Annotated in this window: 23 protein-coding genes and 1 tRNA gene; 12 read left to right on the top strand and 12 right to left on the bottom strand. The window is 52.4% G+C overall.

Annotation, left to right across the window (positions count from 1 at the left end; genetic code table 11):
• Positions 1-159 precede the first annotated feature (159 nt).
• From ABIE10_RS08725 to ABIE10_RS08715, 3 genes are all read left to right on the top strand, one after another.
• Positions 160-990 (top strand): MetQ/NlpA family ABC transporter substrate-binding protein, encoded by an 831-nt coding sequence (locus ABIE10_RS08725; protein WP_016152116.1) that lies wholly within the window; start codon positions 160-162, stop codon positions 988-990.
• Between the two features lie 62 nt (positions 991-1,052).
• Positions 1,053-2,069: a virulence-associated ABC transporter ATP-binding protein SfbB gene (gene sfbB / locus ABIE10_RS08720; protein ID WP_235116646.1), complete on the top strand. Its 1,017-nt coding sequence runs from the start codon at positions 1,053-1,055 to the stop codon at positions 2,067-2,069.
• Entirely contained in the window at positions 2,062-2,721 is a 660-nt protein-coding gene (locus ABIE10_RS08715; protein WP_003831085.1) for a methionine ABC transporter permease, read from the top strand. The genes sfbB and ABIE10_RS08715 overlap by 8 nt, the downstream gene beginning before the upstream one ends.
• On the opposite strand, the gene mnmH is transcribed toward ABIE10_RS08715, so the two are convergent.
• From mnmH to ppiB, 5 genes are all read right to left on the bottom strand, one after another.
• Positions 2,722-3,807, bottom strand: a complete 1,086-nt coding sequence (gene mnmH, locus ABIE10_RS08710) for a tRNA 2-selenouridine(34) synthase MnmH (protein ID WP_200079453.1) — start codon at positions 3,805-3,807, stop codon at positions 2,722-2,724.
• 97 nt (positions 3,808-3,904) lie between these two features.
• On the bottom strand, positions 3,905-4,972 hold the full coding sequence (gene purK, locus ABIE10_RS08705; RefSeq protein WP_429155316.1) for a 5-(carboxyamino)imidazole ribonucleotide synthase: 1,068 nt from the start codon (positions 4,970-4,972) through the stop codon (positions 3,905-3,907).
• Positions 4,969-5,478 carry a 5-(carboxyamino)imidazole ribonucleotide mutase gene (gene purE, locus ABIE10_RS08700; RefSeq protein WP_016152120.1) on the bottom strand — a complete coding sequence of 170 codons (510 nt, stop codon included), beginning with the start codon at positions 5,476-5,478 and terminating at the stop codon, positions 4,969-4,971. The genes purK and purE overlap by 4 nt, the downstream gene beginning before the upstream one ends.
• A gap of 173 nt (positions 5,479-5,651) precedes the next feature.
• A complete protein-coding gene (gene lpxH, locus ABIE10_RS08695) occupies positions 5,652-6,374 on the bottom strand; it encodes a UDP-2,3-diacylglucosamine diphosphatase (RefSeq protein WP_103765973.1) in 723 nt (240 codons plus the stop codon).
• Between the two features lie 2 nt (positions 6,375-6,376).
• Positions 6,377-6,871 (bottom strand): peptidylprolyl isomerase B, encoded by a 495-nt coding sequence (gene ppiB / locus ABIE10_RS08690; protein ID WP_003021875.1) that lies wholly within the window; start codon positions 6,869-6,871, stop codon positions 6,377-6,379.
• Between the two features lie 173 nt (positions 6,872-7,044).
• On the opposite strand from ppiB, the gene cysS reads away from it, so the two are divergent.
• Positions 7,045-8,430, top strand: a complete 1,386-nt coding sequence (gene cysS, locus ABIE10_RS08685; RefSeq protein ID WP_006685638.1) for a cysteine--tRNA ligase — start codon at positions 7,045-7,047, stop codon at positions 8,428-8,430.
• Positions 8,431-8,520: 90 nt separating this feature from the next.
• Here cysS and ABIE10_RS08680 read toward each other — a convergent pair whose 3' ends face one another.
• From ABIE10_RS08680 to folD, 3 genes are all read right to left on the bottom strand, one after another.
• Positions 8,521-9,045 (bottom strand): metal-dependent hydrolase, encoded by a 525-nt coding sequence (locus tag ABIE10_RS08680; RefSeq protein WP_429155313.1) that lies wholly within the window; start codon positions 9,043-9,045, stop codon positions 8,521-8,523.
• Positions 9,046-9,168: 123 nt separating this feature from the next.
• Complete coding sequence (gene ybcJ / locus ABIE10_RS08675) at positions 9,169-9,381, bottom strand: ribosome-associated protein YbcJ (protein ID WP_016152124.1); 213 nt, start codon at positions 9,379-9,381, stop codon at positions 9,169-9,171.
• 1 nt (position 9,382) lies between these two features.
• Positions 9,383-10,249: a bifunctional methylenetetrahydrofolate dehydrogenase/methenyltetrahydrofolate cyclohydrolase FolD gene (gene folD / locus ABIE10_RS08670; RefSeq protein ID WP_003021887.1), complete on the bottom strand. Its 867-nt coding sequence runs from the start codon at positions 10,247-10,249 to the stop codon at positions 9,383-9,385.
• Between the two features lie 575 nt (positions 10,250-10,824).
• Between folD and fimA the strand changes: the two genes are divergently transcribed.
• The 6 genes from fimA to sfmF all read left to right on the top strand — a co-directional run bounded on the left by fimA (position 10,825) and on the right by sfmF (position 16,894).
• On the top strand, positions 10,825-11,379 hold the full coding sequence (fimA, locus tag ABIE10_RS08665; RefSeq protein ID WP_032931075.1) for a type 1 fimbrial major subunit FimA: 555 nt from the start codon (positions 10,825-10,827) through the stop codon (positions 11,377-11,379).
• 77 nt (positions 11,380-11,456) lie between these two features.
• Positions 11,457-11,990, top strand: coding sequence for a type 1 fimbrial protein subunit FimI (gene fimI, locus ABIE10_RS08660; RefSeq protein ID WP_429155310.1), 534 nt, complete (start codon positions 11,457-11,459; stop codon positions 11,988-11,990).
• Positions 11,991-12,031: 41 nt separating this feature from the next.
• A complete protein-coding gene (gene fimC, locus ABIE10_RS08655) occupies positions 12,032-12,724 on the top strand; it encodes a type 1 fimbria chaperone FimC (RefSeq protein ID WP_065554225.1) in 693 nt (230 codons plus the stop codon).
• A gap of 7 nt (positions 12,725-12,731) precedes the next feature.
• Positions 12,732-15,353, top strand: a complete 2,622-nt coding sequence (locus tag ABIE10_RS08650) for a fimbrial biogenesis usher protein (RefSeq protein WP_429155308.1) — start codon at positions 12,732-12,734, stop codon at positions 15,351-15,353.
• A gap of 4 nt (positions 15,354-15,357) precedes the next feature.
• Positions 15,358-16,365, top strand: coding sequence for a type 1 fimbria D-mannose specific adhesin FimH (fimH, locus tag ABIE10_RS08645; protein WP_047501858.1), 1,008 nt, complete (start codon positions 15,358-15,360; stop codon positions 16,363-16,365).
• Positions 16,358-16,894, top strand: coding sequence for a fimbria assembly protein (sfmF, locus tag ABIE10_RS08640; protein ID WP_141874935.1), 537 nt, complete (start codon positions 16,358-16,360; stop codon positions 16,892-16,894). The genes fimH and sfmF overlap by 8 nt, the downstream gene beginning before the upstream one ends.
• Positions 16,895-16,943: 49 nt before the next feature.
• Here the strand turns inward: sfmF and fimZ are convergent, their stop codons facing one another.
• From fimZ to fimW, 3 genes are all read right to left on the bottom strand, one after another.
• Positions 16,944-17,576, bottom strand: coding sequence for a fimbria biosynthesis transcriptional regulator FimZ (fimZ, locus tag ABIE10_RS08635; protein WP_016152131.1), 633 nt, complete (start codon positions 17,574-17,576; stop codon positions 16,944-16,946).
• Positions 17,577-18,163: 587 nt separating this feature from the next.
• Positions 18,164-18,886 carry a fimbria biosynthesis regulator FimY gene (gene fimY, locus ABIE10_RS08630; protein ID WP_047501853.1) on the bottom strand — a complete coding sequence of 241 codons (723 nt, stop codon included), beginning with the start codon at positions 18,884-18,886 and terminating at the stop codon, positions 18,164-18,166.
• Between the two features lie 385 nt (positions 18,887-19,271).
• A complete protein-coding gene (gene fimW / locus ABIE10_RS08625; RefSeq protein WP_429155306.1) occupies positions 19,272-19,865 on the bottom strand; it encodes a fimbria biosynthesis transcriptional regulator FimW in 594 nt (197 codons plus the stop codon).
• 37 nt (positions 19,866-19,902) lie between these two features.
• Between fimW and ABIE10_RS08620 the strand changes: the two genes are divergently transcribed.
• Together ABIE10_RS08620 and ABIE10_RS08615 are read left to right on the top strand one after the other, a co-directional pair.
• Entirely contained in the window at positions 19,903-20,082 is a 180-nt protein-coding gene (locus ABIE10_RS08620) for a hypothetical protein (protein WP_016152134.1), read from the top strand.
• Positions 20,083-20,121: 39 nt separating this feature from the next.
• Positions 20,122-20,198 (top strand) — tRNA-Arg (locus tag ABIE10_RS08615).
• An 8-nt stretch (positions 20,199-20,206) separates the two neighbouring features.
• On the opposite strand, the gene torS is transcribed toward ABIE10_RS08615, so the two are convergent.
• Positions 20,207-22,993, bottom strand: coding sequence for a TMAO reductase system sensor histidine kinase/response regulator TorS (torS, locus tag ABIE10_RS08610; RefSeq protein ID WP_429155304.1), 2,787 nt, complete (start codon positions 22,991-22,993; stop codon positions 20,207-20,209).
• Positions 22,994-23,011 lie beyond the last annotated feature (18 nt).

The raw sequence follows: 23,011 nt of genomic DNA, 5'->3' as shown, positions 1-23,011 counted from the left end.
GTACATTCAACGACATATCCCGCAACATCATGAAATAATTTCAAGGACAGCAGGTTGTGATCTGTGTCATGTTAACAATCAGCCTGTTAACAGGCCAACAAGAACAACGCCGCAAGAACGGCGTGAGACATGACACCACAACGTTAAAATGGAGAAATTATGGGATTGCGTCAGAGTTTACGCGTCGCGACCGGAGCGCTGTTACTGGCCTGTGGATTACAACTTGCTCATGCGAACAGTGACCCGCATACCATCGTGTTTGGCGTCGCACCTGGTCCGTACGGCGATATGGTGAAACAGGCCATTGCCCCTACGCTGAAAGAGAAAGGCTATAAGGTAGTGGTGCGCGAATTCAGCGACTACGTGCAGCCGAACATGGCGCTTTCCAACGGCAGTATTGATGCCAACTTGTTCCAGCACTCGCTCTACTTTGACAAATTCACCGCTGATAAAGGACTGAAGCTGAGCAAGCTGATTGTGGTCCCGACGGCCGGGATGGGTTTTTACTCACATAAAATCAAAAGCCTGGATGAGTTAAAAAAAGGGGATGTGATCACGCTTTCCAATGATCCAACCAATCTGGCTCGCGGTCTGCGTTTCCTGCAGTCTATTGGCCTTATTACCATCAAAGACACTATCGATCCGACTAAAGCCTCTGAGCGCGATATCGCCAGCAACCCGAAAGGGCTGGTGTTTAAACCGCTGGAAGCGGCGCAGCTGCCGCGTACCCTGGACGGTGTGACCGGCGCGCTGGTCAACGGTAACTTTGCCGTGGCGGCAAAACTGGATCTCGCCAGTGCCATCAAGCAAGAGCATCTGGACGAAAATCTGAAAAATATCATAGCGGTACGCAGTGAAGATGCGGATAAACCGTTCGCGAAAGATATTGTGGCGGCGGTGAAATCTCCGGCGTATCGCGCGGTGATCGACGATCCGCAAAATATTTACAGCGCCTTCCAGAAACCGGAATGGATGTCGGCAGCCCAATAATCGCTGCGCACAAGGTTAACAGGGGCAGCGGCGACTGCCCTTTTCGCATTTCTGAGGTGGCTATGATTGAGATAGAAAAGGTTTGCGTGGATTTTAGCGCCTGCCGTGGACCATCAACCCGGGCGGTTGATGACGTCAGCTTGCGCATAGGCGCAGGTGAGATATTTGGCATTGTCGGGACCAGCGGCGCGGGGAAAAGTACGCTGCTGCGCACCCTGAACGCCTTAACGCGACCAGGCCTGGGAAGCGTAAAGGTTAACGGCGTAGAAATTTCCGCGCTGGAAGGGGCGCAACTACGTAAAGCCCGTCAGCGTATTGGGATGATTTTTCAGCATTTTAATCTGATGCATACCCGTACCGTGGCGCAAAACGTCGCTTTCAGCCTGAAGGCTGCCGGATGGGAGCGCAGTAAAATTGGCCCACGCGTCAGCGAAATCCTGACGCTGGTGGGGCTGTCTGACAAGGCGAACCGCTTTCCTGTGCAGCTCAGCGGCGGGCAAAAGCAGCGCGTTGGTATTGCCCGTGCGATTGCCAATCACCCGGATGTGCTGCTGTGTGATGAACCGACCTCTGCGCTGGATCTGGAAACGTCGGCCACTATTCTGGCATTGCTTAAGCAGATCAACCAACAGCTGGGGATCACGATCGTGCTGATCACTCACGAGATGAACGTGATCAAATCGGTTTGCGATCGTGTGGCGGTGATGTCCGGCGGCAAGGTGGTGGAGTCCGGTGAAGTGTTTGACGTTTTTGCTCACCCGCAGCACGCTTTCACGCAGCAACTGGTGTCGCATACCCTCAATCTGACGCTACCCGAACGCTTGCGTCAACATTTGCCTGGCCAGTTGCTGAAAATTCTGTTCATCGGCGATTCGGCGGAACAGCCGGTGTTGTCAGAAGTCGCGGTTAAATTTGGTGTGGCGGTGAACATTCTGCACGGCAAAATTGAATATATCGGCGAGCGTGCGCTGGGGATTCTGGTGGTGCAACTGACCGCGCCGCATAACCCTTCTGCGGTGGATGTCGCCGTGGAGCATATTCGTCAACGCACGGCACAGGTGGAGGTGATTCGTGGATGATTTATTGCCTGATTTGACGCTGGCGTTTAATGAAACCTTTCAGATGCTAAGCATCTCTACGGTGCTGGCGATTATTGGCGGTCTGCCGCTCGGTTTTCTTATTTTCGTCACCGACCGGCATTTATTCTGGCAAAACCGTTTTGTGTATCTGCTCAGCTCCGTGCTGGTGAATATCATCCGTTCGGTGCCGTTTGTGATCCTGCTGGTGCTGCTGCTGCCGCTCACCCAGTTTTTACTCGGAAATACCATTGGGCCGATTGCGGCGTCGGTCCCGCTCTCGGTGGCGGCAATCGCTTTTTATGCCCGTCTGGTCGACAGCGCACTGCGCGAAGTCGATAAAGGCATTATTGAAGCGGCGGAAGCCTTTGGCGCCAGCCCGATGCGCATCATCTGCACCGTTCTGTTACCTGAAGCGAGCGCGGGTCTGCTGCGTGGGTTGACGATAACGCTGGTGAGTCTGATCGGTTACTCCGCGATGGCCGGAATCGTTGGCGGCGGTGGGGTAGGCGACCTGGCGATTCGCTTTGGTTATTACCGCTACGAAACCCAGGTCATGATCGTCACCGTGGTGGCGCTGATTATTCTGGTACAGGTCGTTCAGGTGCTGGGCGACTGGCTGGCGAAACGCGCGGATAAGCGCGACAGACACTGATCACTGTGCGTTAAGCCATCCGGCAACGTCCTGCCATGTGCCGCGAAAGACGACTTTCGCGGCTTTCTTTTCCAGTTGATAACGATACATCGGGTCGTAATACTCGTTGAGCAACGGCACCAGCCAGCCCATATGGGCGTCGGTACTGCCCGTCGCTTGCTGTTCGCGCAGAGCCACGTCGAGCAGGGCGGTCAGCTCGGCAAAACGTTGTAAACCCAGACGGCGGCGAATAGCAAACAGGCCGTGGTGCAGATACTCGCTATACTCCTGCCAGCCCTGACTCTCGCCATAAGCATGGGTAAAATCGTGGTGCATCCGCACGAAATACTCTTCGCGCAGTCGCTCCAGACGACGCTCAAAAGGATCGTCCACCACTGCAATAGATGCCTGGGTCATGCGTTCACGCAGGCACTCAGGAAGATGATTAGCCCCGATCATGCGGCCTTCATCTTCCAGTACCCACAGACGCAGATCCTGACGGCTGTCGGTTCTGAGCATTTCGACCGCCAGCAGGTTTTCAAAACTCGCCTGACTCAGCTGCGGTTCAACGGTGCGACCAAACGAGGAACCGCGATGGTGCGCCAGACCTTCGAGATCCACGCCGTTCGGCTGCTGTTGCACCAGCTGCGTTTTACCGTTCCCGGTACAGCCGCCAATTAAGACGATCGGCTTTTGCACTAATTTTTCAGTCAGTTGAATCGCCGCCTGACGCAGGGCTTTGTAGCCGCCGTGTATCAGCGGGTAGTCAATCCCGGACTCGTGCAGCCACTGCTGCACAATGTGCGAACGCTGACCGCCGCGCGCGCAGCATAAATAACCCGCAGGATTTTGACGACAGGCATCCAGCCAGGCCTTCATACGTTGTTGGCGAGTCTTGCCGCAGACCAGTTGATGGCCGAGCGTGAGGGCTGCCTCGGGTCCCTGACGTTTATAACAGGTACCCACGGCGGCACGTTCGTCATCGTTCATTAGGGGAAGGTTGATTGCGCCCGGCATTGCGCCTTGCAGAAATTCGACGGGGGCGCGTACATCGATTATAGGCGTACCAGCGAGCAAAATTGCGCGATAGTCCGTTCCATCGTTCATGTGTGATCCTGAAAATACAAAAACAGCAATGGAGGGGATTTTACGCGCCAGAGGAGGGGCCGGGGAAGGATAAAATCAAATCCCCGGCATTAATGGCTTATTTCAGCGTTGACTGCGCCCAGATAATACCGCTGGCATATTCCGGCGGCAGCAGGGGGATAAGCGCTTCCAGCGTCGCGCTAAGACGCGCGGTATCGCTGTCGCTCAGGTTCAGGTGTCCCACCTTACGCCCTTCACGCACCTCTTTGTCATACCAGTGCAGATGCACCAGCGGCAGCTTCAGCCAGTCGTAGTTCAGGTCGCTACCAATCAGATTTACCATCACCGAAGGAGTGTTCACTATCGGCGTGGGTAACGGCAGGTGGGTAATGGCGCGCAGGTGCAGCTCAAACTGGCTGATGCTGGCACCGTTTTGCGTCCAGTGCCCGCTGTTGTGCACGCGTGGAGCCAGTTCGTTAATCAGCAGACCTTCCGGGGTGATGAAACATTCCATCGCCATCACGCCGACATAGCCCAGCTCCTGCATGATGGCTGAGAGCATCGCTTCGGCCTGTTTCTGCTGTTTGGCGTTAGCCTGCGGGAAGACCACGCTGGTGCGCAGAATGCCGTCCTGGTGCAGGTTATGGGTCAGCGGATAGAAGACGGTGCTACCGTCGTGCGCACGAGCGCCAACCAGTGAGACTTCACCAGAGAAGTTGATTCCCTGCTCAACGATGCACTCGCCGTAGCAGTCATCCGGCAGTTGTTCGGTTTCATTTACGCGTAAACGCCACTGCCCACGACCGTCGTAGCCGCCGACGCGACGTTTCACGATCGCCAGCTCACCGAGTTTGTCGAATACTGCAGGCCATTCGCTTTTATCCGCCAGCAACTGCCACGGCGCAGTTGCCAGGCCGAGCTTGTCAAAAAGCTGCTTTTGCGTCAGACGGTCGGCAATAATCGGGAAAACGTCGCGGTTGACAAACGCCGGATGGCGCGCGAGCTCGCGGGTGAGCGCCGTTTCCGGCCAGCGCTCAATCTCAGCGGTGATCACGCTTTGCTGAAAAGGGACCGCTGCTGGTTCGGCATCCAGCCCGACGGGCCAGACCGCAATGCCCAGCGGTTCACCGGCCTGGCGCAGCATGCGCCCTAACTGACCGTTACCGAGTACGCAGACCTGCTTCATGCCGCACCTCGCGGGTCCGGATTCTCCAGCACCTCGTCGGTTTGTGCTTTGCGCCAGTCGTTCAGACGCTGGTGTAATGCTTTGTCGTGTGTTGCCAGAATTTGTGCTGCCAGCAGGGCCGCATTTGCCGCGCCCGCTTTGCCGATAGCCAGCGTTCCGACCGGAATACCGCGCGGCATCTGTACGATGGAGTAAAGGCTATCTACGCCGCTCAGCGCCGCGCTTTGCACCGGGACGCCTAAAACAGGCACCAGCGTTTTCGCCGCAATCATGCCCGGCAGATGCGCAGCGCCACCCGCACCGGCAATAATCACCTGATAGCCGTTCTCTTCTGCGCTTTCGGCGAAGCTAAACAGCTTGTCAGGGGTGCGGTGGGCGGAGACGACTTCAACATGATGCGGCACGTTCAGAATTTCGAAGATTTCGGCGGCGAACTGCATGGTAGCCCAGTCGCTTTTGGACCCCATCACGATGGCGACACGCGCCGGGTTATTGCGGGAAGACATGCGTCTGAAAACTCCTGTGATGCACTACACTCGACTTTTGAGGCCACAGAGAATAGCATAATTCGCCGTCAAGGAAAACGATTGCGCGCTTTACACTTCACCCTTCAGGCAGCCTCTGTAGCTGGCTGCATCTCAACGAGTTTTGTGTAAAGAGGAACTGGATATCTGCGGAATTAAAACGGAAATGCGATCAGTTCAACGTCATCTGGCGTGACTTTGATCATCGACCCTTCGGTGTGCCATGCGCCTAATACCACGCGAAAAGCGGGTTGCTCATTGGCCGTAAGCTCGTGGACTGCCGGGCGGTGGGTGTGGCCGTGAATTAACCACTGGACCTGATGCTTTTCCATCTCGGTGATGACGGCCTGCGGATTCACATCCATGATCGCCAGTGACTTGCTGCTGTTGGCCGCTTTGCTGTTGGCGCGCATTTTCGCGGCGATACGTTGGCGAACGAACAGAGGTAGGGAGAGGAACAGCTTCTGTAGCCAGGGTTGATGTACTTTGGCGCGAAACGCCTGATAGCCTGCATCGTCGGTACACAAAGTGTCGCCATGCATGATCAATACCTTGCGGCCATACAGGTTGAGTACTTTTTTCTCAGGCAGCAAGCTCATGCCGCTTTCACGGGCAAAACGTTTGCCGAGCAGAAAATCTCGGTTGCCGTGAATAAAAAAGCAGGGAACGCCGGAATCAACCAGTGATTTTATCGCCGCGGCTATTTCATGATGCAGTGGGTTTGGGTCGTCGTCGCCAATCCAGGCTTCAAACAGGTCGCCGAGAATGTACAGTGCATCAGCTTTTCGCGCATCACCGGCTAAAAAACGCAGAAAACCGGCGGTGATCGCCGGTTCTTCTGTGCAGAGGTGAAGATCTGCAATAAACAGTGTCGTCACGATTACTCGCTGACGGTCACGTTTTCGATGATGACGTCTTCTTTTGGCACATCCTGGTGCATACCGCTGCGACCAGTGGAAACGCCTTTGATTTTATCAACCACGTCCATGCCTTCAACAACTTCAGCAAACACGCAATAACCCCAACCCTGCATGCTTTCGCCGGAGAAGTTCAGGAAGTCGTTGTCTGCAACGTTGATGAAGAACTGTGCGGTTGCGGAGTGCGGAGCCTGAGTACGCGCCATCGCCAGCGTACCACGGGTGTTTTTCAGACCGTTGTTCGCTTCGTTTTTGATCGCTTCTTTCGTGGCTTTTTGCTTCATGCCCGGTTCGAAACCGCCGCCCTGGATCATGAAACCGTTAATAACACGGTGGAAAATGGTGTTGTTGTAAAAACCTTCGCGGCAGTAGTCCAGGAAGTTTTTAACTGTTTCAGGCGCTTTATCATCAAACGTTTTGATTACGATATCGCCGTGATTAGTGTGGAAAGTAACCATTTTTGCATCCTGTTCCGATAGATTGGTGCTTCGACCCCGTGGAGGGTCAGAGTTAGGGGTGTGTTATAGCATAACCGCAAGCTGCGATCACCTCGCAAAGTGTGCTGCTTCCGGTCTAAATTATGGGTATTATACAGACTTTACTATCCACACACGTCTACACGGAATCTTCGATGTTAAAAATCTTTAATACACTGACGCGCCAAAAAGAGGAATTCAAACCTATTCATGCCGGGGAAGTCGGCATGTACGTGTGTGGTATTACCGTTTACGATCTCTGTCATATTGGCCACGGACGTACCTTCGTTTCTTTCGACGTTGTCGCGCGCTATCTGCGCTTCCTCGGCTATAAGCTGAAATATGTGCGCAACATTACCGATATTGATGACAAAATCATCAAGCGCGCGAATGAAAACGGTGAGAGCTTTGTGGCGTTGGTCGACAGAATGATCGCGGAAATGCATAGCGATTTCGACGCGCTGAATATTCTGCGCCCGGATCTGGAGCCGCGCGCTACGCACCATATCGCTGAGATTATTGAAATCACTGAACAGCTGATTGCCAAAGGTCACGCTTATGTCGCTGATAACGGCGACGTGATGTTCGACGTGCCGACTGACCCGAATTATGGTCAGCTGTCACGCCAGGATCTGGATCAGCTGCAGGCGGGCGCACGCGTTGATGTGGTTGATGTGAAGCGCAACCCGATGGACTTCGTGCTGTGGAAAATGTCCAAAGAAGGCGAGCCGAGCTGGCCGTCTCCGTGGGGCGCGGGTCGTCCTGGCTGGCACATCGAATGTTCGGCGATGAACTGCAAACAGTTGGGCAACCATTTTGATATTCATGGCGGTGGTTCGGATCTGATGTTCCCGCACCATGAAAACGAAATCGCTCAGTCCACCTGTGCGCATGACGGTGAATACGTTAATTACTGGATGCACTCCGGGATGGTGATGGTTGACCGGGAGAAAATGTCCAAATCGTTGGGCAACTTCTTTACCGTGCGTGACGTGCTGAAATACTACGACGCCGAAACCATTCGCTACTTCCTGATGTCTGGTCATTACCGTAGCCAGTTAAACTACAGCGAAGAAAACCTGAAGCAGGCGCGCTCTGCGCTGGAGCGTCTGTATACCGCGCTGCGCGGCACCGATAAGTCCGTTGCTCCAGCCGGTGGCGAAGCCTTTGAAGCACGCTTCATTGAAGCGATGGACGATGACTTCAATACGCCGGAAGCCTACTCCGTGCTGTTTGATATGGCGCGTGAGGTTAACCGCCTGAAGGGTGAAGATATGGCGGCGGCTAACGGTATGGCTTCGCATCTGCGTAAGCTTTCCAGCGTGTTGGGCCTGCTGGAACAGGAGCCCGAAGCATTCCTGCAAAGCGGTGCGCAGGCGGATGACGGTGAAGTTGCTGAAATTGAAGCGTTAATCCAGCAGCGTCTGGATGCCCGTAAAGCCAAAGACTGGGCGGCGGCTGACGCCGCGCGTGACCGTCTCAATGAGATGGGTATCGTGCTGGAAGATGGCCCGCAGGGCACTACCTGGCGCCGTAAGTAATGATATTGATTGCCGGATGGCGGCTCGCGCCCTGTCCGGCAATCAATGTACGAATGTCGGTCGGATAAGACGCTTGTCGTATCCGGCAAATTAATATTTCCGATACCACCACAGCCCCCCCATCATCATAACTCCCGGTAGCCATACCCATATCAACTCCGAAATTATCACCTGGTGCCCGTATGGTGTGGCGTAGCGTGATAGCGCAAACGGGGCGACTTTAATCACCTGCCACGGTGCAAAGAAGCGTTCATCCGACCACGGCCACAGCCAGCCGACGCCTTTGCCGCCAGTGGTGACCGAATCCAACAGGCTGTGCGACAGCAGTGAAACCGTCAGGAATAGCCAGCAGCGAATTAAGCCTGCCTTGAACCATCGTCGACCCATCCATACGCAGAGCAGCGGCACCACGAAGGCGAACAGCAGCGAATGGGTAAAACCACGGTGACCAAACACGTTGCCGTAGGCGACGCCAAGCTTAAACGACAGTACGTCGGCATCCGGCAACATAGCCAGAATGACGCCAGTAAACAGTAATTGCGGGGGGATGACTTTACGCCCGAGACCTAATCCTAAACAGAGAGGAACGGCAGCGTGGGTAACGATTGTTGGCATGATGATCGCTTCATGTGGAAAAACAACATGCTAACAGTTCACTGTGAAGTGGTGATGAAGTCATTATCTGAAAAGGAGAGAGGAAGTGGCCGGACAGGGGTTAACCTCATCCGGCACCTGGGATCACGCCACGACGTTAATGCTGTGGCCTTCAAAGCTGACGGTCTGTCCTGCAACGATTTTGCAGCGTTTACGCGTTTCTACCGCACCATCGACCTTCACTAACCCTTCGCCAATAGCAATTTTTGCCTGGGCGCCGCTTTCGCTCCAGCCTTCCAGCTTCAGTAAATCGCAGAGTTCAACGTGTGGGTGTTTACCCAGTGAAAATGTGGCCATCTTAAACGTCCTTTACATCATGATATTCAACACACGCCTGCAGCGTGTTTTCGATAAGTGTAGCGACCGTCATTGGGCCTACGCCGCCGGGTACCGGCGTGATATATGACGCGCGTGCGGCAGCATCTTCAAAGACCACATCGCCAACAACCTTACCATTCTCCAGACGGTTGATGCCGACATCAATCACAATCGCACCTTCTTTGATCCACTCGCCGGGAATAAAGCCAGGTTTGCCGACGGCAACAATCAGCAGGTCTGCATGCTCTACATGGCGACGCAGATCTTTGGTGAACCGGTGGGTGACGGTGGTGGTGCAGCCAGCCAGCAGCAGCTCCATGCTCATCGGGCGGCCAACAATATTCGACGCGCCAATAACGACCGCATTCAGACCGTAGGTGTCGATATTGTAACGCTCAAGCAGAGTCACAATACCGCGCGGAGTACACGGGCGCAGGCGCGGCGCACGCTGGCACAGGCGACCAACGTTATACGGGTGGAAACCGTCAACGTCTTTATCCGGCGCAATACGCTCGAGAACTTTAACGTTGTCGATACCCGCAGGTAACGGCAGCTGGACCAGAATACCGTCGATGGTGGTATCTGCATTGAGCGTATCGATCAGCTCGAGCAGCTCTGCCTCGCTGGTGGTTTCAGGCAGGTCATAGGAGCGGGAGACAAACCCCACCTCGTCACAGGCTTTGCGTTTACTCGCGACATAAATCTGCGAAGCCGGGTTGCTACCTACCAGCACAACAGCCAGGCCTGGGGCGCGTAATCCAGCCGCTAAACGCGCCTGAACTTTTTGAGCAACCTCAGAGCGCACCTGCTGCGCAATCGTTTTACCGTCAATAATCTTTGCTGCCATCAGAGAGAGGATTCCGTCTGTTACGTTAAATCGAAGGGGATGCCGCTATTTTGTCAGAAGCGGGACGTGCTGTCAGTTTTCGTTTGCATTTTTACGTGCGCCAGGGGGCGTCACGATCTGCGAATGGGGTCAGGACAGAGGCTTAAGCCTTGCGGATAATTAATGAGCATGCTAATCAAAATTAACGTGAATGAAACAACTCATCACCCTGGTATTTTCAGGGGTAATGCGCCACAAACCAGTCTGTTACGGTTAATTATGAGGGATTTTACCTCATTCCCACCCAGATTTTTCCTGGGTCCCATTAAGAATTAGCCAGGGTCATTAAAAGGATTTGCAGGTATTTTTCATTAATTGAAATGTTTAATTTATTGCTGTGACGAATAGTCATATTCGCGAGGAATAATTAGTGAATCAAATACTCAGGAGAGTTGGGGTAAAAGGTTAGCTAATTCTCATGCGATATATATCTTTACAGGATGCAGAGATAATTAGCCTGACATTTAATGTCGATAATGATTCAAACGGATCCCGCAGGATGCTGGAGCCGGATGTGTGTAATTCAAGGGAAATCCATGAAACGTAAATTAATGACCTCTTCTGTTATTGCCAGCCTGATGTTAGTCGCCGGTGCAGCGGTTGCAGCCGATCCGGTAAGCGTTAGCGGCGGTACTGTGCATTTTGAAGGTGAACTGGTCAATGCAGCCTGTGCAGTCAGTACTCAGTCATCCGATCAGGTTGTGACGTTAGGCCAGTATCGTACTGCCAGTTTTGCCGCAGTGGGTGACACTACAGCACAAATTCCGTTCTCTATCGTGCTGAACGACTGTGACCCGAACGTTGCCGCAACTGCAGCCGTTGCTTTCTCTGGCCAGTCCGATAATACCAATAACAACCTGCTGGCCGTCTCTTCTGCAGACAACGGTACCACTGCGGGCGGTGTTGGGATTGAAATTCTGGACAATACGTCCACCGCGCTGAAGCCGGATGGCGCAACCTTCTCTACCGCTCAGGCGCTGGTAGAAGGGACCAACACCCTGCGTTTCTCTGCGCGTTACAAAGCCACTGCCGCAAGCGCAACGCCGGGTCAGGCAAATGCCGACGCGACGTTCATCATGAAGTACGAATAAGCCGTTTTGATTTGCGCAAGGATGACGTTCGCCTCAATGGATGAGGCAATATCCGGGGATGATGAAGGATGCGGCAGATGATAGGGAAAGGCGTGGCGCTGGCGGGAATGCTGTGCGTAATGCCTGTGCTTTCACATACGGTAATACTGGAAAGTGGCCGCGTTCACTTACGGGGGCAGCTCGTCAACGGCGCCTGTACGGTCGCCACTGACAGTCAGGATATGCGGGTGCAAATGGGGCAGTATCGCACCAATGCTTTCTCTGGGACGGGAAGCTTCGCCTCTACCAGCGTACCGTTTTCACTGCGCTTAACGTCGTGCAACTCCGATGTTTATAACCATGTTGGGATTGCGTTTGCGGGCGTGACGCCAGCGGAAGATCCGCAGGTTTTTCTTGCCAGCGGCGATGCGTCTGCGGCTTCGGGGATTGGCCTGGCGTTATTTGACGAGCGCCAACGGCAAATTATACCGAATGCCCTGCCGCTTCATTATGTGCCGATTATAACGCAAGAGATGACGTTTCATTTCACTGCCCGCTATCGGGCTGTCTCGGAAAATATAACACCGGGAACGCTTCGCTCAGACGTGTGGTTTACGTTGGTTTATCCCTGATTTATTTCCCAACGATAATCGCATCAAAGGTATTTTTAGCTATGTTTAATTATCTAAAATCAGGTTTTATCCTTTTACTGGCCTTATTTTCTGCTGCCAGTGTTCAGGCTGCCGGAGGCATTGCATTAGGCGCCACTCGCGTTATTTATCCGGCCGATGCTAAACAAACGTCCCTGTCTATTAGCAATAGCGATACCAAAGAACGTTACCTGGTAAATTCATGGATTGAGAATAGCGCAGGTGCTAAAGAAAAATCGTTTGTGGTTACGCCTCCGCTGTTTGTCAGTGAACCCAAAAGCGAAAACACGCTGCGTATCATCTATGCCGGTGAACCGCTGCCCAAAGACCGTGAGTCGCTGTTCTGGATGAACGTCAAAGCCATTCCGTCAGTCAATAAAAACAGCCTTGAGGGCAAAAACGTTCTGCAACTGGCGATTCTGTCACGCATCAAACTTTTCGTTCGTCCGAATAATCTGCCGCAAATCCCGGAAGATGCGCCCGGGATGCTGACGTTTGCTCGCTCCGGCAACCACCTGAAAATCAACAATCCGTCAGCGTACTACGTCACGTTGGTTAATCTCAATGTGGGGAAAACGAAGGTCGATAACGTGATGGTTGCGCCGAAAAGCGATGCGCAGGTCCTGCTACCCACGGGCGTTCAGGGCAACGTCACGTTCCAGACGGTCAATGATTATGGCGCTGTGACCCCGGCTAAAACGGTTAGTGTGCGTTGAGATAACGATGAATAAGACAACGTATTTTCCTGGCCTGTTACCGGGGGTTACGCCACCGCTGGCGGGGGTGGCGTTGTCCACGCTGGCGGCGCTCTTTCCCTCTCTAAGCTATGGGGAAAGCTATTTTAATCCGGCCTTTTTATCTGCGGATACGGCAACCGTGGCGGATTTATCACGTTTTGAAAAAGGCAATCACCAGCCTGAAGGCGTTTATCGCGTGGATATCTGGCGCAACGATGAGTTTGTTGCCACTCAGGATATTCGTTTTACTACCAGTGCGGCAAAAGCCGGGGAGAAGTCCGGTGGGCTGATGCCGTGCTTTGGACTCGACTGGGTGAAGCGCCTTGGCGTCAATATCGCCGCGTTTCCGGCACTCAGTAAGGATCCGAACGATACCTGTATCAATCTACCTGAGGCGATTCCCGGCAGCGAGATTGCGTTTGATTTTTCTACCCTGCGCGTAAACGTCAGCCTGCCACAGGCGTCAATGTTAAACAGCGCGCGCGGCTATATTCCACCGGAAGAGTGGGATGAAGGGATCCCGGCCGCGCTGGTTAACTACAGCTTTACCGGCAGCCGCGGCAGTGATACTGACAGTTACTTCCTCAGTATGCTCAGTGGTCTGAACTATGGCCCCTGGCGGTTGAGAAACAACGGTGCGTGGAGCTACTCCAAGGGCGACGGATACCACTCACAAAGCTGGAAAAACATCGGTACATGGCTTCAGCGCGCAATTATCCCGCTGAAGGGCGAACTGGTGATGGGCGACAGCAACACTGGCAACGACGTTTTTGACAGCGTCGGGTTTCGCGGTGCGCGGCTCTATTCCTCAGACAGTATGTATCCCGACAGCTTACAGGGCTACGCGCCTACCGTGCGCGGCATTGCGCGTACCGCAGCAAAACTGACCATTCGTCAGAATGGCTATGTAATTTATCAAAGCTATGTTTCACCCGGCGCTTTCTCGATAACCGATCTCAACCCAACGTCATCCAGCGGTGATCTTGAGGTCACGGTGGATGAGAAAGACGGCAGCCAGCAACGCTATACGGTGCCGTACTCCACCGTTCCCTTATTACAACGAGAAGGGCGTTTCAAATATGACGTTGTCGCCGGGGATTTTCGCAGCGGCAATAGCCAGCAATCTTCACCGTTCTTTTTTCAGGGAACATTAATTGCCGGGTTACCAGAGGGCTATACCGCATACGGTGGTACGCAGTTGGCCTCACGTTACACCGCGGTGGTTTTAGGCACCGGTCGAAACCTGGGGGACTGGGGTGCGGTTTCTGTCGATCTCACCCATGCGCGCAGCCAACTGGCGGATGACAGTACGCACCAGGGGCAGTCGCTACGTTTCTTGTATGCGAAATCGCTGAACAATTTTGGCACTAACTTCCAGCTGTTGGGGTATCGCTACTCAACGCGTGGATTCTATACCCTCGACGATGTGGCGTATCGCAGTATGGAAGGCTATGAGTACGAATACGACAGTGAGGGCAATCGCCACGACGTGCCCAATGTGACGAGTTACCACAACCTGAGCTACAGCAAAAAGGGTCGTTTCCAGATCAACATTTCGCAGAATCTGGGGGATTACGGATCGCTGTATATCTCGGGTAGTCAGCAGACGTACTGGAATACTTCAGACACCAATACCTGGTATCAACTGGGTTATGCCAGCGGCTGGCAGGGGATTAGCTATTCACTCTCCTGGTCGTGGAATGAATCGGTTGGCATCTCCGACACCGACCGTATTCTGGCGTTCAATATGTCTGTACCGTTCAGCCTGCTGAGCGGACGGCGTTACTCGCGTGATAACGCCCTCGATCGCACCTACGCGACCTTTAATGCCAACCGTAATAGCAACGGACAGAACAGTTGGCAGAGCGGGATCGGCGGTACGTTGCTGGATGGGCGCAACCTGAGCTACAGCGTGAATCAGGGACACAGCAGCAGCAATGGCTATAGCGGAAACGCCAGCGCCAACTGGCAGGCGGCTTATGGCACGCTGGGCGTGGGTTACAACTACGACCGTGACCAGCATGACTACAACTGGCAGCTCTCCGGCGGCGTAGTGGGGCATGCGGACGGCATTACGCTCAGTCAGCCTCTGGGCGATACCAACGTGCTGATTAAAGCGCCGGGCGCGCAGGGTGTACGGATAGAGAACCAGACCGGCGTTCAAACCGACTGGCGCGGATACGCGGTGATGCCATATGCCACCGTCTATCGCTATAACCGCGTCGCGTTAGACACCAATTCCATGAACAACAATACCGATGTGGAGAATAACGTCAGTAGCGTAGTGCCAACGAAAGGGGCGCTGGTGCGGGCGGCGTTTGATACACGAATCGGTGTGCGGGCGCTGATTACCGCCAAACATGCCGGTAAACCAGTGCCGTTTGGCTCCGTCGTGCGTGAAAACACCAGCGGCGTGACCAGCATGGTGGGTGAAGACGGGCAAATCTACCTGAGCGGCCTGCCGCTAAAAGGCGAGTTGTTGATCCAATGGGGGGAAGGCGCAAACGCGCGCTGCGTGGCGCGCTATGCCTTGCCAGAGGAGAGCCTGAAACAAGCGGTAACGCTCACGAACGTGACGTGCGAATCTCCGTCAGCACGACAGGAATAATACGATGAAACGACAAACGGGTTTGTTACTGGGAAGCGCTTTACTGCTGATGACCCATTCGTCCTGGGCGACGGTCTGCCAAAACTCGAATGGCACGTCAACGGATGTTTTTTACGATCTGTCGAATGTCTTCAACAGTAGTAACAACCAGCCGGGACAGGTGGTGACGTTACCGGAAAAATCTGGCTGGGTTGGCGTGAAGGCCACCTGTCCGGCCGGGACAACGGTAAATTACACCTATCGAAGCTATGCCACTGAACTTCCGGTGCAAAGTACCGAAGGCGGTTTTCAGTATCTGAAGCTCAATGACTACCTGCTGGGGGCCATGAGCATAACTGATGACTATGCCGGGTTATTTTATCCCCCGCGTAATTACATTCGCATGGGGACTCACCCAAACGTACCTAAGCAGCAGCCTTTTGGCGTGATGGATTCAAAGCTGGTGTTTAAGCTCAAAGTGATCCGCCCGTTTATTAACATGGTGCCGATTCCGCGGCAGACGATGTTTAGCGTCTATGTCACGACCAGTACCGGAGATGCGCTAAGCGTGCCGGTTTATACCATCAGCTACAGCGGCAAGGTGGAGGTTCCACAAAACTGCGAAGTAAACGCCGGGCAGATTGTTGAGTTTGATTTTGGTGATATTGGCGCATCGCTGTTTAGCAAGGCAGGGGCGGGAAACCGGCCTGAAGGCATCAATCCGCAGACCAAAACGGTGGCGATAAAATGTACCAACGTCGCTGCACAGGCCTACTTAACCATGCGTGTAGAGGCCGAGAAAGCCACCGGGCAAATGATGGTATCTGACAACCCGGATTTAGGTTTTATTGTCGCCGACAGCAGCGGTAAACCGCTAACGCCCAATAATCTGTCCAGCACTATCCCGTTTCAACTGGATGATAACGCCGCGGCGAGCGTGGGTATTCGAACATGGCCGGTCAGCGTAACGGGCAATAAGCCTACCGAAGGACCTTTTACAGCCCGTGGCTATCTGCGAGTGGATTATGACTAACAAACAAACGCCAGCCGCAGGGACACTTCTGGCAATAGTGTGCCTGCTGACATTCAGCTCGTTGTGCCATGCCGCTTCGTCGCTGGGGGAAATCAATATTGAACTGCGCGGTAACGTGGTGGACTTTACCTGCGCGGTAATTGCCGGCGACAGCAATAAGTCTGTGGAGCTAGGCACCTGGCCGACAAAGCAGCTTCAGACCAGCGGAGATACCACTCAACCGGTCGCGTTTACGCTGAAGCTAGAAGGCTGCCCGCCGGGATCCGCTTCGATAACGTTTTCCGGAACTCCGGCCCCAGGCACGACGTTGCTGGCGCTTGATGACGCGGTGATGGCGCAAAAGGTGGCGATCGAACTGCACGACAGCGACCGTACGCGATTGCCGCTCGAGCAGGCCAGCCAGACCGTGGGGATTGATGACAACGGCAACGCCACGCTGACCTTTTTCGCAAACTATATCGCGTTAGCTGCTGGGGTTCAGCCTGGCATTGCCAAGGCTGATGCCACGTTCATGATTAACTATAACTAATCAATGCGCTAACAAAACACTCCCGAACGAAATCTCGCCGGGAGTGTTATTACATTAATTCATGCATTTTTGCGTAATCGATCAGCTCAACGATGGTGTGCAACCCGAGCTTGGAGTAGATATTAGCCTTGTGAGCGCTAATCGTTTTATTGCTGAGTAACAACTGCTCAGCAATTTCCTTATTGGATAGCCCGTTTGCCAGATAACGCAAAACGGTAACTTCACGGTTAGAGAGCGGCATGTCATGTAAGACGCCTTTTTGTGCATTTATATTGTTAATGAAATTAAGGGTATCCGAAGGGAAAAAGGAATATCCCGATAAAATCATTTTTACCGCATTGTAGATATCATTGAGATCCTTTCGTTTACTGACAAACCCATTTGCACCGGCCCGGATAGCACGCCCGGCATAAAACGACTCGGATTTTGAGGACAGAAACAGTACCCGAGTTTTCTCCTGCAATGATTTTATTCTTTTGAGTAATGTAAACCCATCAGAACCAGGCAGTTCAATATCCAGGATGACAAGATCGACAGGGTACGTGCGCAGGTGTTCTATTGCCGTACGGCTGTCATCGGTTTTCAACACTACCTGAATATTACTGTTTTTCTCGAGTAGTACTTCTATCGACATTCTGACAATAGGGTGTTCGTCCATAATGATAACGGATGCTGGTTTCATTGTTGTATGCCTCAAACTGTTTGCGTATCTTGCGAATTTGATAAAACATCAGGCGTTATAATATTGTCAAATAGCCAAGAATTGTTCTGAGGGAGAGCCGAATAAATATTATTTCATCCTTGTTTATTCGGTTGTTCTTCTGCAGAACAATGAATTTGTGGAAAATCCATTTCACACCGGGAAAACTAACAATTAATCAGGAAACTGTGGGGATTATACCTGCTCTGCTCATTCGGAAAAGACTTACAACATCCTAGTTGTTAATGTCAGTTAGGATATTCTGAAAGATCCAGATGTGTTAATGACTATTGGTATTATTTATCTGCGGTTCGAATTATGGCAGATTGAAAATTTTTTTTAAACAGTAAAAACGACACAATAAACCAATTGTTTAGGTTTTGTTAAGACTGCAATGGGACTATTTTCTATTGAAAAGCACAGGATCAGTAAGGTTAAGTGTGGGAGTGGCTCCAGGCATAATACCAGGAATAGTTGTAAATATTAAATATTTGTAAAAATTAGATCTGTTTTCTTATTTGAAAATAAGTAATTTCCTAAAAAATCTTATAGCACAATGAGTTATGGTGTTAAATTAAATGGGTAGAGGTAACGTTGAGGCGGTGTATCAGATGCAAAAAGCGCTGCCTGCTGGGTAATCCAAGGCGCGTAATCAACTGATTCAGGCGATAAATGATACGGTGATAGGGTTGTGTCTGTAACAATGCAATCTTTTTTAAGGAGTTACCCTGTAATAGTAAGGTAATCAGCTCCCAGTCGAGCTGATTTATGCGTCTGGAATGAATATAGCTAAGAACCGGAGATAATAAGGCATGACGCATCTCGGGGAGGCGCAAATTGCGTGGCAAGATATAAAATGGACCGGACAGTGTAATAAATGTAGTGAGGTCTTCATCGCGACTGGAAAGCATTATGAAGATTTGGATGTCATTATGCTTCTTAATTAGCTGGCGCAGGCTTTCAAGTATATCGAAATAAGGGGTTGTTAAGCTTTCAATGTCAATCACTAACTGGCTAATTACCGGCTCTTGCATGCTGAGCAAGGTCGATTCAACGCTCTGGAAGATCGCCGTGCGAGTACCTGAGAATAAATGTCGACTCAGCGCATAGGCCAGATAGTAGTCTGTCGTAATTATCGCCTGAGATATAGTGCCGTCTGGTAAGGTGCATTCGAGTTTTTGCGCCAGATACTCGATCCGGTCAAATACCTGTGAGGTACAGTGGGGAAATTGCCAGCTACAGTTAGCGTTTCGTATACGGCGATAGCGGTCCCGGCGTTTTGCACTGTGCATCCTTTTCCATTCCATTTCTGTTGCGGCAGGTCTGGATAAATTGCTGACTACAGACATCCCTGAACCAAACTTTTGTCAGCGCAAAGGTGAGTTGACTTATGCCGTTGGGTTTCAGTGCTTCAACAATCATCAGACTGGCGATTGCGTACCCCATCAGAATAATTTGCCGGAAGTTTTCTGATGTCTTACTCAATGCCCAAAAGATCGTTTTATCCAGTTCAACCTCTCTCTGAGATTAGATAAAATATTACCGGGTGTGTCTTTCTTTTTCCCCGGAAATAGTATGGCCGGATTATTCTCGCAGCCTGAAGCCAGGTACAGTAGGAGCCGATGCTTAATCGATGATGAGATATTTCTCAATAAAAATTAGGCAGAGATACCCCGTCTAATTTTGCAGAAAGTTCAGATGTGCGCGGATGTATCTTAAGAATTGCTGATCGTTTTTCACATGCAGCTTTTTCATAATGCTGCGGCGGGTCGCTTTGGCCTGGATATCGCTGACTGAGAGCAGATGAGCCGTTTCGGCTAACGTATACCCGCTGGCGAGAAACATTAAGAACTGGCGTTCTTCGATAGAAAAGTTGCGGGTGGTGCAGTAATGGCAGATAGTCGCGGGCACGCTAGTGCGCAGTGCGCGTTTTTGCAGGATGAGGACCAGTTTTTTGGTTATCTCGTCTACGTCATCTTCCCGATAAATCAGTGGCAACATGTACAGGCAGGGGCGGAACATCAGCTTATCTTTGTCGTTTTTGCTACAGATGACCACCCGGTGTTGGCGCCTGGTATGGACAGGAACCATGTAACAATTGGCGCTGAGCCAATCTTCATCCAGTGAGATAAACGCGATTTCAGCGCGATCGATATCTTCGACAGGTAAAAAGCTAATCTCCTGATGCCACTGATTTGCCAGATGGGAGATGATGATTTTCAGTCCATGTTCGAAGTGACTGTTTTCTTCCTTGATGGCGATACTTAACATTAAAGAGTTCCTGAACCACTGGAGAGGGGATAAAGGAATGTTAAGCAAAATCATAAATATTCTAAATACATGCATCCCTAAATCTGACGTTTTGCGGGCTGAGTTGTTACCAGGTGATTTCCTGGATACCTTTGAACGAGCAGAAAAAATCAACATTCGTACACTTCGCCAGCAACCGAAACAAAAGGCATTGACTCAGCAAGCGCTGACCGTATAATTCACGCGTTTCATCTGCATGAAGTAATCACTTCGCAATGCGCCCTTAGCTCAGTTGGATAGAGCAACGGCCTTCTAAGCCGTAGGTCGTAGGTTCGAATCCTACAGGGCGTACCATTTCAACGTCACTTCTGATGTTCAGCTTCGGCTAATCGCGACAAATTTTCTTTTGCCAACCACATTTCCACTTCCGTAAGACTTAGTTGTACTTCCTCTCTGAGTGAAAAATCAGCTAGCGGCTGCTGTTCAAGCGCTGCGCACATCCTGCTGGCAGAACGCATCCCCATGCTGGCGCAGCTGCTTTTTAGCTGATGTGCCAGACGTTTTATCTTCTCGTACTCACATGCTGCACGCGCTGCGTCAATCTCATCTAATACAGGAAGGGTGTGTTGCTTAAAGAGCGCTAACCATTCGTGCACCTTTTGCCATCCCATTAGCTGGATATCCCCGGCTAATTGCTGGGTATCTAACCGCTGGTTGTCATTTTCTAATGCAACCGGGAGAGGGGCGTTACCGTGCAGATAATGGGTAATGAGCCGACTGAGTTCATCCTGGGGAACCGGTTTTTGAATAACGCCGAGAAACAGGGTGCTGGTTCTTTGGCTTAGCGTTTCGTCGATGACGTGTGCGCTAAAGCCTATTAGCTTTAACGTCGGAAACTCGCGGGTTAACTGTTGCGCCAGCGTGATGCCGTCGATATCCGGAAGATCAAAATCAACCAGCGCGGCATTATACTGGGTGTCTTGCTGCAGTATGGTGAGCGCCGCAGCCGCACTGTCTGCAGCCGTGACCTGGGCGCCATTGAGGGTGAGCATTTCTGTACTGATGCGCTGCGTGAGGGGGTTATCCTCGATTAGCAGTAAGCGTAAACCCTGTAACGATATGGCACGTGGAACGGATTTAGCTACCGGCATCGCGCCAGCCCGTAATGGCAGACGCAGACGAAAGCAGCTTCCGACTCCCGGCGTACTGGTGACACTCAGTTCTCCCTGCATCGCCTGCGCAAGGCTGGCACTGATAGTGAGTCCAAGCCCGGTCCCCCCACGTTTACCGCTAACCTGAACAAACGGCTGAAAAATATCGCGCTGATGGACAGGATCAATCCCGCATCCCGTGTCCTCAACCTCAATATACCAGTCCTGATCTTTACATCGGCTACGCAGGGTGATGTGTCCGCGATCGGTAAAGCGCAGCGCGTTGTTTAATAGGTTAGTTATGATTTGCCGAATGCGGCGCGGATCGCCGCGTAGGGAGTCGGGGACATCGTCGGCAAAATCCGTAACCAGCACGACCGGGCGACCCACAACGCGACCGTGCATGAGCTGAAGCGTACTTTCCAGCAAGGGTCTTGGCTCAAAAGGTTCATCGCCGATCGCCACATTTTTTCCGCCCGCTTCGATGGCGGAATAGTCCAGGATATCGTTGAGGATGGTCAGCAGAGACTCGCCAGAGTCGGTGATTGCGCGCAGATTCTCCTGATGCTGCGCCAGAGCGGGATTGTCTGAGAGCAACTGCGCAGTGCCGAGGATCCCATACAGCGGGGTGCGTATTTCATGGCTCATGGCGGCCAGAAACGCCGATTTTGCCTGGTTGGCCTTTTCGGCTTCTGCCCGCGCCTGCCGGTGTTCCGACACCATAGAACGCAGCTCGGCGGTGCGAGCTTTTACCTGAGCGGCCAGATGTTCGCGATGGCTATTAAGGGCGTGAACGCTGCCGCGAAAGGCATCCATCAACCGCCCGATGGTATCCAGTTCGCGAACGCCCGCGGTTTCCGGAAATGGGGAGTCAATATCACCTTCAAGCAGACGCTGTAATGCCTGGGTTTGCTGCGCCAACGGACGCGTCACCGAGCGGTAAACTACGCGCCAAAGAATGAGAATTAACAAGCACAATGACACCGCACCTAACAGCAGCAGCAGCGTTTGCCCGCGCTGGCTGGCCTGTTTGAGATGCGCCAGCCCGGTCTGATTGCGTTGGCCAATGATTTCTACCAACTGACTGACTTCGCTACTGAAACGGGTAAATTGCTCGATATTGTTCTGCGATAAGATCTGTAAGCGGGTGGTGATGTCATTATCCTGACGATACAGGGCCAGCAGATCGACATAACGGCTTATCGAATTTACAGCGCCGGCAACCTGAGTGCGTACCACCGGATCTTCAATGCGTATTTGTCGGCGGTGAAGCACTCTGACGGCGGCATTAAGCTGGGTTTCCAGCGCTGCAAGGTTATTCTGTGCCTGGTTATTCCCCAGATTCATCACCATTTGCTGCACGCGTAGCGCGCTCAGGCGCAGTTCATTCATCTGGTTATAATATTCCAGATCGATATCGATAAGCCTGTCGAGAGCGTGTTCTGCCGCCTGCCCCTGATGGCTCTCAATCAAGTCATAAATGCTTGCCTGCGTAGCGCCCGCCGAGGTGGCGGCATTACTGGCCTGACCGCGCGCCATTTCGGCAACGTCGGCGGTAGCCTCAACAATATGTTGGCTGAGCTGTTGCTGCCGATCGCGCAGTTTCAGACGTTCGCCAACCAACTCCCCCTGATGGCTTAACGACTGGGCGATCTCTTTTTCCTGTTGTTCAATGGCCGACGTGTCAAAGCCCTGCTCGCGCAGGGTTTTCAGTAAAGCGGTTATTTTCAGGCTTTGGGCGGTTAACATACGCCCCTGAGCCAGCCACATATTTTCATTATCTGCGGTGGTCAGATTCTGCGCGGAAAACAGTTCCCAGGCGCTGGCTTCGCTGAGCTGGCGCGCCATGTCCATGGTCGGGATCAGCGCCTGGGTATTGGCCTGCTCAACCTGGCTGACAAAACGCAGGTTATACCAGCCAACCAGCGTACTAATGAGGGTCAGTGCCGCCATCAGCCCGAAGCCTATCCACAGTCGTTTGGTCAGAGATAAATTCACTGTCGGGTCGCCACAGAT

This window comes from Citrobacter sp. 506 (assembly GCF_050434985.1).
GTDB lineage: Bacteria > Pseudomonadota > Gammaproteobacteria > Enterobacterales > Enterobacteriaceae > Citrobacter > Citrobacter braakii.
The sequence above is the reverse complement of the archived record's forward strand: the minus strand, read 5'-3'. Positions and strand labels throughout refer to the sequence as shown.

Coding starts and splice junctions, on each gene's coding strand:
- sfbB (WP_235116646.1), top strand. CDS start 1,053: ATGATTGAGATAGAAAAGGTTTGCGTGGATTTTAGCGCCTGCCGTGGA.
- ybcJ (WP_016152124.1), bottom strand. CDS start 9,381: ATGGCCACATTTTCACTGGGTAAACACCCACACGTTGAACTCTGCGAT.
- ABIE10_RS08725 (WP_016152116.1), top strand. CDS start 160: ATGGGATTGCGTCAGAGTTTACGCGTCGCGACCGGAGCGCTGTTACTG.
- fimZ (WP_016152131.1), bottom strand. CDS start 17,576: ATGAAACCAGCATCCGTTATCATTATGGACGAACACCCTATTGTCAGA.
- cysS (WP_006685638.1), top strand. CDS start 7,045: ATGTTAAAAATCTTTAATACACTGACGCGCCAAAAAGAGGAATTCAAA.
- fimW (WP_429155306.1), bottom strand. CDS start 19,865: ATGTTAAGTATCGCCATCAAGGAAGAAAACAGTCACTTCGAACATGGA.
- sfmF (WP_141874935.1), top strand. CDS start 16,358: ATGACTAACAAACAAACGCCAGCCGCAGGGACACTTCTGGCAATAGTG.
- fimC (WP_065554225.1), top strand. CDS start 12,032: ATGTTTAATTATCTAAAATCAGGTTTTATCCTTTTACTGGCCTTATTT.
- folD (WP_003021887.1), bottom strand. CDS start 10,249: ATGGCAGCAAAGATTATTGACGGTAAAACGATTGCGCAGCAGGTGCGC.
- fimA (WP_032931075.1), top strand. CDS start 10,825: ATGAAACGTAAATTAATGACCTCTTCTGTTATTGCCAGCCTGATGTTA.
- mnmH (WP_200079453.1), bottom strand. CDS start 3,807: ATGAACGATGGAACGGACTATCGCGCAATTTTGCTCGCTGGTACGCCT.
- purE (WP_016152120.1), bottom strand. CDS start 5,478: ATGTCTTCCCGCAATAACCCGGCGCGTGTCGCCATCGTGATGGGGTCC.
- purK (WP_429155316.1), bottom strand. CDS start 4,972: ATGAAGCAGGTCTGCGTACTCGGTAACGGTCAGTTAGGGCGCATGCTG.
- ppiB (WP_003021875.1), bottom strand. CDS start 6,871: ATGGTTACTTTCCACACTAATCACGGCGATATCGTAATCAAAACGTTT.
- fimH (WP_047501858.1), top strand. CDS start 15,358: ATGAAACGACAAACGGGTTTGTTACTGGGAAGCGCTTTACTGCTGATG.
- ABIE10_RS08680 (WP_429155313.1), bottom strand. CDS start 9,045: ATGCCAACAATCGTTACCCACGCTGCCGTTCCTCTCTGTTTAGGATTA.
- ABIE10_RS08620 (WP_016152134.1), top strand. CDS start 19,903: ATGTTAAGCAAAATCATAAATATTCTAAATACATGCATCCCTAAATCT.
- fimY (WP_047501853.1), bottom strand. CDS start 18,886: ATGCACAGTGCAAAACGCCGGGACCGCTATCGCCGTATACGAAACGCT.
- fimI (WP_429155310.1), top strand. CDS start 11,457: ATGATAGGGAAAGGCGTGGCGCTGGCGGGAATGCTGTGCGTAATGCCT.
- ABIE10_RS08650 (WP_429155308.1), top strand. CDS start 12,732: ATGAATAAGACAACGTATTTTCCTGGCCTGTTACCGGGGGTTACGCCA.